This window comes from Nostoc sp. DedQUE09, assembly GCF_034530915.1.
In the GTDB taxonomy this organism is placed as follows: Bacteria; Cyanobacteriota; Cyanobacteriia; order Cyanobacteriales; family Nostocaceae; genus Nostoc.
This window is the reverse complement of sequence record NZ_JAVRCE010000007.1, coordinates 168888-181839: the sequence shown is the minus strand read 5'-3', so window position 1 is coordinate 181839 and position 12952 is coordinate 168888. Positions and strand designations below refer to the sequence as shown.

General features: G+C 39.3%; 10 protein-coding genes and 1 pseudogene. 5 read left to right on the top strand and 6 right to left on the bottom strand.

Annotation, left to right across the window (positions count from 1 at the left end; translation table 11 throughout):
* Positions 1–56: 56 nt before the first annotated feature.
* From RMY27_RS07285 to RMY27_RS07270, 4 genes and pseudogenes are all read left to right on the top strand, one after another.
* Positions 57–1358 (top strand): annotated as a pseudogene (locus RMY27_RS07285) (type IV secretory system conjugative DNA transfer family protein); the annotation flags it as partial.
* A gap of 108 nt (positions 1359–1466) precedes the next feature.
* Complete coding sequence (locus RMY27_RS07280) at positions 1467–1970, top strand: relaxase/mobilization nuclease domain-containing protein (RefSeq protein ID WP_322661774.1); 504 nt, start codon at positions 1467–1469, stop codon at positions 1968–1970.
* 36 nt (positions 1971–2006) lie between these two features.
* Entirely contained in the window at positions 2007–5291 is a 3285-nt protein-coding gene (locus RMY27_RS07275) for a DUF3854 domain-containing protein (RefSeq protein WP_322661773.1), read from the top strand.
* Between the two features lie 12 nt (positions 5292–5303).
* Complete coding sequence (locus RMY27_RS07270; protein WP_322661772.1) at positions 5304–6146, top strand: hypothetical protein; 843 nt, start codon at positions 5304–5306, stop codon at positions 6144–6146.
* Positions 6147–6345: 199 nt separating this feature from the next.
* On the opposite strand, the gene RMY27_RS07265 is transcribed toward RMY27_RS07270, so the two are convergent.
* Entirely contained in the window at positions 6346–6585 is a 240-nt protein-coding gene (locus RMY27_RS07265; RefSeq protein ID WP_322661770.1) for a hypothetical protein, read from the bottom strand.
* A gap of 181 nt (positions 6586–6766) precedes the next feature.
* On the opposite strand from RMY27_RS07265, the gene RMY27_RS07260 reads away from it, so the two are divergent.
* A complete protein-coding gene (locus RMY27_RS07260) occupies positions 6767–7429 on the top strand; it encodes a response regulator (protein ID WP_190901242.1) in 663 nt (220 codons plus the stop codon).
* 1 nt (position 7430) lies between these two features.
* On the opposite strand, the gene RMY27_RS07255 is transcribed toward RMY27_RS07260, so the two are convergent.
* The 5 genes from RMY27_RS07255 to mobV form a co-directional block, all read right to left on the bottom strand.
* Positions 7431–8042 (bottom strand): DUF6753 family protein, encoded by a 612-nt coding sequence (locus tag RMY27_RS07255; protein WP_190901240.1) that lies wholly within the window; start codon positions 8040–8042, stop codon positions 7431–7433.
* Positions 7972–8748, bottom strand: coding sequence for a hypothetical protein (locus tag RMY27_RS07250; RefSeq protein ID WP_322661767.1), 777 nt, complete (start codon positions 8746–8748; stop codon positions 7972–7974). Before RMY27_RS07250 ends, RMY27_RS07255 begins: the two co-directional genes overlap by 71 nt.
* Positions 8732–9586 (bottom strand): hypothetical protein, encoded by an 855-nt coding sequence (locus tag RMY27_RS07245; protein ID WP_322661765.1) that lies wholly within the window; start codon positions 9584–9586, stop codon positions 8732–8734. The genes RMY27_RS07250 and RMY27_RS07245 overlap by 17 nt, the downstream gene beginning before the upstream one ends.
* A gap of 137 nt (positions 9587–9723) precedes the next feature.
* Complete coding sequence (locus tag RMY27_RS07240) at positions 9724–10548, bottom strand: hypothetical protein (RefSeq protein WP_322661763.1); 825 nt, start codon at positions 10546–10548, stop codon at positions 9724–9726.
* A gap of 237 nt (positions 10549–10785) precedes the next feature.
* Positions 10786–12579: a MobV family relaxase gene (gene mobV, locus RMY27_RS07235; protein ID WP_322661761.1), complete on the bottom strand. Its 1794-nt coding sequence runs from the start codon at positions 12577–12579 to the stop codon at positions 10786–10788.
* Between the last annotated feature and the right edge of the window lie 373 nt (positions 12580–12952).

Below are 12952 nucleotides of genomic sequence, written 5' to 3'. Positions count from 1 at the left end.
TCATGTCCGGTTCTGAAGACGAGTAGCAATGGCGACATTGTTGCTTAGTTCAACCCTCTCAAGCCAAAATAGCTGCTTACGCTAAGGGTCAGGGCTATGATGTTCACATTTTCGCCCCAGGATTTCCAGAATCGGAAGTTTGTAATCCATTGGACTTTTTACGAGACAGTAGTGATGCTGAAACAGCTAGGCAAATCGCTACTGTAATTAATAAAAACTTCCGCATTCTTAGTAATAGTAATGAAGATGGTTTCTTTGCTCCAGCAGGGGATCAATTGACACAAGCTATCTTGATGCTGACTAAAGAGTTTGGCGAATGCGCTGATGTTATGACTAGTGCCGCCATCCTTTCTTCTGAACAAATGGTGCAAAGATTGATGGCAGCTAATCTCAATCCTTGGATTAAAATTGCCTTTGGTCAGTTGTTCAGTTCCGCCGCAAGTGAAAAAACTGTTGCTGGCATTGTATCTACCGCTAGCATAATGTTCACTCGCTTCATGGCCAAAAATACTATTGGTTGTTTCATTGGTAAGACTACTCTTCCCTTATCAATCAAAGGTAAACAGATGATTATCTTCGGGCTAGACAGAGAACGTCGGGACGCAGTTAGCCCTTTGCTCACCAGCATTTTACACATGACAATTGCTCGGAACATTGCTAAAAAGCGTCTTGACCCTCTTATAGTTGCACTTGATGAACTGCCTTCTCTGTACTTACCAGACTTATTCAAATGGCTGAACGAATCACGCTCTGAGGGGTTCTGCGGTATCCTGGGCTGGCAGAATATGGGGCAGCTTGAGAAAAATTATGGAAAGGAAGTTGCTAAGACTATTCTTGGGGCTTGCGGGACTAAGTTTGTTTTCAATCCTGGTGAAAATGAGTCTGCACAATTATTCTCCAGTTTCTTGGGCGATGAGGAAATCAAGTACAAGCATAAAAGCCGTTCTACAGGCGGGGGAAAAGCAAACACTACTACTAGTGAGCAGGAAAAAACTAAAAAACTCTTTGAGTCAGCCCAGTTTTTGAAGTTGCCTCCAGGTAAATGTGTCTTCATTAACCCTGCTTATTCTAATAAAAATGAGGGGTCGGTTCCTTTGCTAAAATCTCTCAAAATACCTCAAGCTATTCGAGATATTGAAGAATATAACCAGCAGCGATGGGCTAACATTGTCAGTCTTTTAGCTCGGAAAAGTACCCAAAAATTTCCAACTCAGCAAGACTTAGATATCCGAATTGCTAATATTAACAATCGTTTCCCTTTATCTCAAAATACTCCAGAAGTTTCTAATAACTCTTTGCCTTTGGATATGTCTGAGGTTAGTTCATTGATTGATGTTGAATCAAATATTTTTATTTAAAAGAGCCAGTAGTGAATTGTAGATGGGTATAAATTCTCGTTTCTATTACCCCTGGTAAAAGTTCCTTATTCCCTATTTCCCTTTCATTGAGAACTTTTCCTTATGCGAATGATTATTGAAGAATCTGCTATTGAGAGTTTTAGTATCCTTGAAGAAATAGCATGGAATCGAAAGACTTGCTCAGTCAGCTTTCTAGATATTCATGCTGAGACTTCCGAAATCATTGCCAGTTTTCAAGCTCTCTCTTATCGAAGGCCAAAACTTAAAAAAGTTGGCATTTATACCATAATTACTTTAAAAAATCTTCATCAGCCTCTGACAGAAGAATCTTGCCAACAAATTTTAAATCAATATGTTCATGGTATTGTTTGGGATGATTTACAGTCTATTAGCTTTTGGGAAATTACACCTGATTCTCTTCATCTGCATATTATCTTTAATCGCGTTACTCCGTCAGGTAAACTTATTGATTTAGCCTGTTTAGGAGCGAATTGGAAACAATATGAAGTCCTCCAAAAATGCTGTTCTCAAGCTGTGCAAAAATCTTTATCTCAATGGGATCAAGGAAAACTGAATTCATCGCCAAGAGTTGGCATACAAATATCGGTATAACGTTTGCAAACTCCAAAATTAACAGTTAATAGTCTTATGTTTGATGAACGACATTTACAATTGAGTTCTGCTTATGCCAAAAGCAGTGAATACTTTGCCAGAGCAGTGATAGCTCCTTATCTAAAATTTGTATTGGACTCGATAGGGTTAGCAATAGATGATGAAATAAATAAGAGATTGAAATTGTCAATTGGTCAAGAGACTTATGTCATGACTCCTGATGAAAATGGTGGTTGGAAATGGCAGAAATTTGACCCGCAAACCGAGGAATCTATTCAAGCAGAGTTTGAAGAATTTGAAAAATTATTAACAGAATTATTAACTCCGCTTTTACCATCTGATGATGAATTTCCACTTTTACCACCGGATAATACAGATCCACTTTTGCCTGGCTCTAATACACCTCCTAAATTATCCCCCAGTGATTCACCTCCGATTTTACCGCCGTCTGGTACACCTCCATTTTTGCCCAATTCTGCTACACCCGTTGAACTAGTAGTTATACCAATCGTTCAAGAGGCTGACTCAACAATTTGGGCTGGCGTTGCAGAGGAGGCGGTAGGAGGAGTAGAGTTGCACTTAGAGAAAGAGAACGGTTCAACAGAACAATTTCTGGACAATAACCTTGTTTCATCCCCAAATCTGCACTTAGGGCATTCTCTAAGTGCAACGCCAGCAAAAAGCTCCCTGCCCCCTACCTCTTCTTCACGCATAGATCCAAACCACTGGCAAGAATTAGTCGAGGAAAGTGCGATCGCTCCAGAAATTGTCGAGCTTAATTTTAAGAGCTTACACTTAGACCCAATAGAACTTGAGCATGAAGCATGGGAATATCTCATGTACAGCAAGAATTTAGAACGTATTAATACCGGACGACTATCTACTGGAATGCTCAACAAATATTCTCACCTTGAGGATGGGGGCTGGTGGTGTAATGCTGGTGTAGATCCTCGTTCTTTTTCAGCAAACGAGCCGGGAGATAAACCCGATCAAAAAATATGGGGATGCTACAAACCTAATAATCCGAGAGAAAAAGCCGATAACAGAGGCAAGCTTATCAAATACGAACATCCCCCGAAAGTTGAATTAAGCATCTTCCTGTTGGATGTTCCCCAAGATATCGCTCAACAAATTTATTCTAAAGCTGGAGTTGAACCAAGTATTAGCGATCGCAAATCGGGGTTTTGGTACTGTGTGTGGAAGCACAATGTTCCAGTCACACTCACTGAAGGAGCTAAGAAGGCCGCTAGCCTATTGAGCCAAGGTGAAGCAGCAATTGGATTACCAGGGATTTATGCTGGCTATCGTAGTAAGGATGGGCTGGGGAATCAAATTGTGCCCATATTACATGATGAATTGGCAGTTTTTGCTACCCCAAACAGGGACATCAAAATTTGCTTTGACTATGAAACTCGGTATAAAACTAAGCGCAACATTAATATCGCTACATACCGTACTGGTCAACTTTTATCTGATGCTGGCGCTCAGGTCAGTATCGTTGAATTACCAGGCCCAGAAAAAGGTGTAGATGATTTGATTGTTGCACAGGGTGCGTCAGCTTTTAGGCAAGTGTTTATTGCATCTGTCCCCCTGAATAATTGGTGGGAGAAAAATCAGCCACCCGATTTACGCCTGACAGTCTTTCTGAAAAATGGTGAACAAATCCATCTTTATGAACAACTTGGTGATGGCACTGTTAATCTAAATCCGTCAAGAGAAAGTGTGGAAGAAGAACAGACAATTGCTCTTTTTGGAAAAACTCGTTCCAAGTTGTCAATCATACAACCAACAGACCTAATTACAACCCCAGAAAGTTCATCCCAAAATATAGGAGGGCAAGTAATAGATGCTGAAGTACTTGCCGATGAAAATAAAGAAGAAGTTGCTCCTGCTCAAAACGCTTCTCTACCTTTAAAGGAGGTATCGGTTCACTCCTTTGATTCTTGGGCAAGAAGAGAACAGGTTAAACAATACCAGCAGAATTTTTTCATAAAGCGTTTAGAAGCTAGAGAAAATAAGGAAATTGCTTCTGTAGCTTATGCCCTTGTGAAGAATTATGGTGTTGAAAAAGATGGTAATTTAGTTTATCAGGCTGATGCTTTTACTATCATAAAATCCGGCAATAATTACAGTATTCATCGCCGCGCTGACGAAACCTTGGCATTAATGCAATTTTATGCCGATAAATGGGGAGCTATCACTCTGTCTGAGCAACCTAAAGATATGTTTCCAATCGAAAGGCAGGAGTTTTTGTTAGTTGCTGATTATCTCAAAAGTGGCAAACAACTACCTTCAGTCGATGAAGACCCCAGGAAGATTGCTAATACCCTTGGTTCACTCTCCCTTAATGGTACGCACACAATTTTAGAGAGCTTTAAAACTTCTGAAATCTTGCAAATCCTCACTCAAACTCTAAAAAGGACTGGTTGTGATGATTTGGAGTTGGGCAATTACCGTATTCTCTACCATAAAAGTCAACTTGATACTACATCTACTCTGCAACTTCTGAAAACTGAACATACGGGTGCTACAAGAGTTGCTGCCAGCTTTGAATTCAGCAGAACAGATTCAGGTATGACACATCAACTTAAGACTCTTGCTATTACTGAACAAGACTTAGCTAAACTCAGATTACTTGCTCAAAAGTTGGATATTCAACAACCTGCCAAGGAAGCAACTGCCAATCCTCATGCTACCTGTGATATGGAAGTGCCTATTCACCCGAAAATTGCTAAACTTTGGCAAGACTTAGAAAATAGGCAACAAAAAAGTAATTCTGTTCCTTACACAGCAGCACAGGTTGAACAAAATTTTCTTTCCCCGGACTCTACGTTTGACCTAGCTAGCAACTCTCAAGATATCAATCTGGAGCCAGCCAATACAGCAGTAGCTAAACCAATCAAAAAAATATCTACTTTTCAACATCAATTAAGCAAATCTGACATCGAGAGCATTCCTTTACCCCTTCATCCTCTGCTTGGTCAATACTGGCAAGAGCTAGAAGATAATCATCGATGGGCTGATATCGCAAAACAGGAGAATGCTGAATTTCGTTTAAAGATTCAATCCAATGGCAAACTCTCCATTGGCGAACAACGTGAACTTTATAATAAACTTTTAATCCATAGTTTTGTTGAGCAATACCGCAAAGGATTAAGTGATATTTCCCTTCCCCCACTAAATGAAATTATCCAAGATTTGATATCTGCCCGTAGCAAAGTCATCCATAATACCTACAGCCCAAAAGTTGAAGTATATTCCCCAAAATCTCAAAAATCACATCAGAAGGCTCAATCTAATTCTGCCGAAAATGAACTGTAAACTACATTAGCTATGTATTCTAACCAATCATCTAATTCACTTCAAGAAACAGTCAGCAATATCAATCGTGACAGTGGCATTTCTAACAACATGATGGCTTACAGACTAGCACTCTTTCTGGAGAAACATCCACCATCGTTACAATCAACCACCACATTGGATGCATCTGAGCGAGAAAATCTCCAGTCAGAACTGAGAACAACCTTATCCCAAAACTCTCAAAATATTGAAGATTATAGGCAAAACCTCAAACAGAAATATTACACAGAGTATTTAAATAAATTTGCTGTAAATCAACAGTCATCTGTTGCATCTCAACCAGATAATTCAGCAAGAGTTGAAAACTTAATTGCTCAGAAGAAGAATACATTCCTCCAACAGATATTTGAATTGGGAGTGCAAAAATTACCTTTAGGTCAGAGGGTCAGCAAAGATGAAAGGGAGCAAGAAGCTCTTAGCAAGGAGGAAGACAACATAAATAAATCTAGAGAAAACAATGTCTCACCAGCTATTGATATTGCTGAAAAATCTCTTATTAAAGCAGTTATGAGAACTGTCATGACAATGGGCAAGGATACTGAACAAGGACGCATTTATGAAGGGATAGCCTACAGATTGCAACTATTTATTAAAGAAGGAATGCAACTTCTCAGCGTTCACAGAAAAACTGGTAATCCCGAAACAGCTTTTACAGCCTATAAAGATGACTCTAACGAGTTTCAAATTACACAAAACAACCTTTCATACTCAGAGACTAATCGACTCATTGCCTTTGATAAACAGCAAACAGCACAACAGCTTACATCTCAGCCTAATCATATTGATAAAGATAACAGCACTGAGCTTGGTGACTAAGCCCCTTTGGGGATTGTGGGAGGTGTCGGGAGTTAGTCGAGTAACCAATCATCTGGATGGGTAATCATTTTGACTAATTCACTAAGAGCTTGATTATAACGAGCGCAGAGTTCTCTTGCTTGTTTAGATGTAAGGTACTGCATTTCAGCACAAACTTTAACCAAACTTCACCCCCCACACCTTCCACACCCATTTTTGACTAGCTAAAATAACCAGCCAATCTACCCAAGAAAAAACCACCAATCAATAAATAACGCTTTGTCCGCCGCTCTATTTTTGAGAAGGGGGCAATTATTGTTCCCAACATTATGTAAAAGCTCGCCTCCATTAAATTGCTACTAAATCTGAGCGTTGCCGCAATCATCAAACCTATAAATATCAGCCATTCCACCATCAATTCAATTTTATCCCAGAGTTTTTGGTCGTATAAATAGTACATCTGATAATTCTCTAATTTTAGACAATCTACTTAATCTAATTTCATCATTTCCAAAAAGTTTTTAGCTTTTACTTTGATTTTACCTAAATTCTAAACTTTTTTTAATATCGTACCACCATCAAGATTTACTTAAGTAAATATGCTATAAATGTTTTATGTTCCTGTAATCGAAGTAATCAAGATGATTCGATTAGTAATTATTGAAAATGAAGCTCTAAGTCGGCTCGGAATTAAATCAGTTGTTAATCAAGAGCAAGACTTTGAAATGTGTGGGGAAGCTGATAACGGAACTGAAGGGATGAGGCTTGTTGAAGAACTTAAGCCTGATATTGTTTTGCTCGATATTGCTTTGCCAGATATTAGTGGTTTGGATCTCATCTATAACATTAAGACGAGGACGGATAGTAAAGTCATTGTTCTCACTTATCACTCTAGTCAAGATGTAGTTAATTGTGCCTTCCAAAATGGCGCTGATTCCTACATTCTTAAGAAGATGGATCTGCAATTAATTAAACACGCTATCAATACTACTTATCAAAATAGTTCTTTCATTGACCCAGAGATTGCTAAAAGATTTTTTAGAAACTTCGCTTCTGGGAACACAAAAATTAAGGGTAAAAGATACAGAGAAACCCTTACAGCTACAGAAGCCCAAATTCTCAACTTAATTGCCCGTGGTTTTTCTAATAAAGAGATCGCTGAAAAACTCTTTATTACAGTCAGTACAGTTAAGGGACACACCAGCCATCTTTTTTCCAAGTTAGGAGTTAGGGGTCGTGTTAACGCGATCATTATGGCTAGAGAACTTGGCTATTTAGAAACAGAAACCTCTAGAGTTAGTTGAGCTACTTTTTGGGTTTGGTTTTCTTAAGCTGAATCAAGCAATATCCTTGTAATCGGTTTTCTTGTTGACAGGCTGCTACGGCTGATTGGTTGGACAACAATAACTGGTACATTTGTTTTCCTTCGCTTGATTTTGCCCACTGCAAAATCTTCATCTCATTGGCTGACACTACAACTGACTGAGTTCCACCCAAATTTGAGACAACATTCCAAGTTGTCAGCGAACCTAAAAGCGCTCCTACTGCCATTACTCCGGTGCATATCCCTGATATAGACCAAAGTTTCCACCAACCCCAACCTTTGAATGAGCTATTTAAAGTTGATGGTGTTACATGCTTCATTTCATCACGCACAGCTTTCGATACTACTGTATAGTGCATCGACTGAGCGACTTTGCTAGTCGATTCTAGTTTCTGGTCAATCATTACTGCCCAAGCTTCTACCATTGCCTCCATCCGCGCTTGCAGGTCAATCATTGTTTCTTCGTTTCTGCCTAATGTTGCCATCAACTTAAACATCGGGTCATCTTCGGCTATTCCTAATTCATGGGATATTTGAGCTATGCGTTGTTGTTCTGCTTCCGAATATCCTTGTAAAATTTGTTCTGTTCTCATTTTTTAACCCTAAATATTCAATTGCTTTATCATTATTTAAAATCGAATCGTAAAAGTTTTTAATCCAGTGGTAAATGTAAGTCCGGTAAACCACATAAATTGACTTATCTCTACAAGCTAGTGAGTAAGGTTTTCCCGTTCTCTCCAATCTTTCGTAATGGTCACGATGTAACGCTGGCAAGAATATCTCAGTCCCACCCATTCTTTGTACCTTATCCTGCATTGATTGCTGATACTCTCCAAATCTCGTATCAAAATGCTGATTTTTTACTACTACATAGTTAGCATTATCAGTAGCAAACTCTCCCAAAGTTTTCAGGTAAGCTACACAATCTCTTCTGTGCGAAATTGGTTGCAAAAAAGTTAGTTTCCATTGATATGTAATTAAGAGCTCGAACAGATCCGAACCCACAATATACTGACAGAGCTTATCTACATATTGCCCTGGCATATCAACAATAATTATATCTAATTCATTTTTGATAAAATTATCTAAAATTTTATCCGTACCTCCATTAAAAAAGTCTAAGCTTTCAATTGCCATTAAATTTTCATAAGCTTTTAATCTCTCACGATTGTCATGATCGTAGACCTGAATTTTTCTTCCTTGAACTTGAAACCAATCAATTAATAGTTTCGTAACTGTAGACTTCCCTACACGAGAGTCTCCTACAGTCATAATCATTCGCTTAGGAGAGTTCAACATTATTTAAACCTAACGACTCTTTTACTGCTTCAATCTCTTCTTTGAAAGTTCTTAACCAACTTGTGACTCTACCTTTAACCGAAGGTAAATCTGTTTGCTCCATCCCTTGCCTAAAAGTCATGCTATTTTCATCTAGATAATCATAACTACGTTCTATTAGTTCTGGCATTTTAATGTCAGAAAATGGGCTTTTTTGCGACTTGAGTTGCTCCTTAATTTTCTCAACTTGGGGAGAGTTTTCGTATCTTGTAAATTCATCAGGCTCGCCAAAAAATAAGTTCTTTACTACTATGTAATCTACTTGATTTCCACAAAAGCTATGCAAATCTATTAGTTGATTTATAGAATCGATAACGCGGCTAATAACTACTACCATAGTCACGCGGATATTGTAATGTTTTTCGGCTGTTTCCAGGAAAGTCATTTCTTCTACAAATTTCCGCAATATTCTTCTGGACTGTGGTGGTAATTCTAGTAAAAATAAAGATTCTGGCTGGATTATTTCACCATCTCTTCCTGGCTTGGGATTTGCTTTTGTTTTCATTTCATCAAAGAACTGATCTATATTGCCTGTTTTAAAAATATCAAGTGGTTCTATATGGCAATGCTGACCATAAAACCTTAATAATTGAGAATTGGAGCTATCAGCATCAAAGCCGATAAATCTTTGTCCTTTATCCAAATATGTTTGCACTAATCCCCTTGCAAAAGTAGACTTACCTACACCACCCTTATCTCCAGTTACTATCACTAATCTCTTTTTGGTTATTTGCTCAATTGATTTTTCGTTCGCCTTGTCTTCTGAAGCATTATTCATAGGTTCGATACTATCAGTCACTTTCTTTCTCCTCATAATTATTAGTGGTCAAAAACTATAGGTTTAGGGGTGTAGGTGAATGGCACGCTTGATAACGTGAAACCTTGCCGTTAGCAGGTGTGGGAGGGAAAGAATCTATATTCTCCATACTCCCCAAATTAGTCCCCTGAGAAACATTCCAATATTTGAAAGTAAAATATTTCTAAATATCTTTGTTTGCTAAATTCTGCTAAATTATCCGTAATTGATTTGAAGGTTTGGAGAATTAAACCCTGCTCTATAATCTTCATTAGCTCATAGTTGCTATTTAACTTTAAAGACTTATATATATAAAAATCTAATTCTTGAGCTATTAATAAATTCGGAGCTAACGCTACTAAGCTACTATACAGTTCTTCGTAATTTATAATTTCCGATAAAACTAGTTTTACCAATTCTAAATATTGCTGCCTGAAGGATAATTCTTGATAATTACTAGTTCCCGGACAATTAGCAGCCAGAGGAATTTTCTTATAAATCAATTTTAAATATAATTCAATAACTTCTATTTCTACTTCCCATATCTTCTGTCCCTTTGAATACAGGTAGTTTATTAAAGAATCTCTCTTCAGAAAAATAATTCCTGAAGTTATATGCTTAATGTTAGTTTCTATATTCAAATTTGTCTGTTTTCTAAAAATTGGTACTATTTGGCTCCTTACCCATTGCATAAATTGCCTAACCACATCAGCTTTTACTATACCTGTCAATGAATGAATCCCCAAGGCATTCAAAGTATTAACGACGACTATTTTTTGATTCATCATCACTTGTCGCTGATTTGTTTTCGCATCTATTAATATTACTTTTCCATCGTTCAGGGCTGGAGCAATTATTTGGAATACATCAACAGCAAACAACTCTAATCCACTCGGAGCATCTATCACTCGTACTATATTGTTCGAGAAATGCTCAAATTCCCAAAACTGCCAAACTTCTACCATCGTTTTATGGCTCAGAACGATATTACTATCCCATATCTGCCAATCACAAAGGAATCGATAAAGGTACGGAAATAATCAGTACTTTCGTATCTTGATTTTTTACTTCTCTTTGTTATATATTTCTAGTCTTACTTTTTTTAATTTAAAGGGTAGGGTGAATGGCACTGCGCTATCACTGCCGCAACGCTTATGCTGACGCTTTACAATCACAAAACATAATTACGGATTACGAATTATTTAAAGCTCCATTTCCTGATTTTGATGCCGTTGTTGTTGTTGTAATTTCTGCGAGAGATTGACCAGTTCTTGGTTCCAATCTCTCGCAAAACATTTATTTCTTTTAGCCTGTGGCAGCAATTGTTTAATAGCCCGTGCATCTGCATTTCCAAGTTCCGAAGAGTCCAATGCTACCTGTACATTAAAAATATGCTGCAATTGCTCAACAGGCAAAGTATTAGGGCGATCTATTGCCAGGAAAAGCGTTCTTTTAAGCGGTACGTCGCCCTTGACAAGATATTCCAGCATGGCAAAAGAGATGGTATCAATGGGGGATTTACACAGCACTAACCTTTCTGCTGGATCTGTTGGCTGTCCACCTAAGTGAAAGTAAAACCAGCCCTCACGCCGCTTAGTCCCTTTCTCGTAGCCCTTAAACGTGTTGTTCTCGCCCCGTGTCCCCCGCAGGAATGCTCCTATTGCCTGGGGTTCTTCTAATAGATTCCGCATGACGAACACAGCGTTTTGCTGGTCATCAGCGTAAACCAGCCCCCGGTTATGCAGAACTTCCACAAAGTTTTCAGGTATCCCCCGTTTCTGGGTCAGGTAGTTGCAGACAGAAGACCACTTGCTTTTATCCTCAACGGGTAGCGTGAATTTGTCGCGTGGTTCTAACTGGATAATCTCAGCAGCCACTTTAGTTGCTTTAGCGATCGCTGCTCGTTCTGCCCCCGACTCACCAAAGCGCTCGTGCAACCAGACAACCGCCTGCCGCAGATTGCACTGGTTAACGTGCATCACCAAGTCAATTGCACCACCTGATCCCTTTTGTTGATCGGGTGCAAAGTCGTAGAATTTGGGCCCATCTATATTAATGATGTGTCCGTGACCCTTCCATTTTCCTTCCTCGTGGTGTAGCCCCAACTCCCAGGCGACATCCTCTAAGGCCAAGTCGCGCAGTTGTTGGGTTTTCAACTCCAACGATCGTACAATTTCTTCTAGCCGTTGTCGTTCCTTCTCGCTGGCTCTTGCCCGTTGCTCTGCCCTCTCCAATCGCTCCTGCATGAAAGCGCGGTCAGCCAGTTGGTGGTTGAGGACATGGAATTGGTGATCATTCTGAATCCGGGCAACGTAATTTGTAGCTGATTCAAAAGGTTCGGGTTCAAGTTTTTTATTCGACCAGACGTTGTTTAGTGGTTCACTGTTAACGGCTTGGTAATACTCCTTTACTTTGGTGTGGGTTGCCTTACTGCCCTTGACCCCCCGTTCAATGCCCAAAGGAGCGAGTGCAGCAGCATAACTATCTTGGAGTTTGGATAACTTAATTCTTCCCTGTCCACCTCTGCCCCCAAACATCGCGTCATGACTGACTCTCCCAGTTTTATCGTTCAATGGCACGATGTAGGCGTGAATGTGTGGGGTACCTTCATCTAGGTGAAGCTCTGCCCTGACGCATTTTGATCCATAGTTTTGATCTAGCCAGTCACGAGATGCGATCGCCCATTGCTGCATCAGTGAATCAGACCATTGCCCAGAAAGAGATGGATCACCAGGGCGGAAATATTCAGGTGATGCCGAGAGAAACATCTCGGTGCATAACACTGCATCATGCCGAGGGCGATGCTTGAGCGTAGAGATTTTCTGCTTAACTATCTCCTCTAAAGAGCGTGAGTCTTCTCCCCCAATCAAGGGGACATTCTCTTTAGTTGGATCTGCGTTGGGTGTTTCTCTGTTTCTGGTAACATGGTCATCACTTCCGGCAACGTTACCAAATGTTTTTAGTTTCTCTATTCTGAGAATTGTTAGTGGCGACATAAAAGTTTTATACTACAAATGCAGTGCGTTGTAGTACTCAAAAACCCTCCAAGCGAACGGCGGTTTCATGTCATGAGCGCAGCGAAAGATGGCGCAGCCACCCGCAGGGTATGAAACCATAGTAAGTACGGTTATGTTATTCTCTAAGCGAAGAATTGTTGAGGGCAAAAAATAGCAATTTCCTGCGCTAAGTTGTGGCATAGTCTAAGGATAGTTCAGGCATAGTCTAAAGAACTTACTTTCTTGAAAAAACTGATTAAGAGTGCTTAGTCTAGGCATAGTCTAGGGATAGTTCAAACTTAGTCTAGGCATAGTCTAGAAAAAATGTAGTTTGGTATACAATTTTGTTATTTAAAATCCACTAATTGCATAG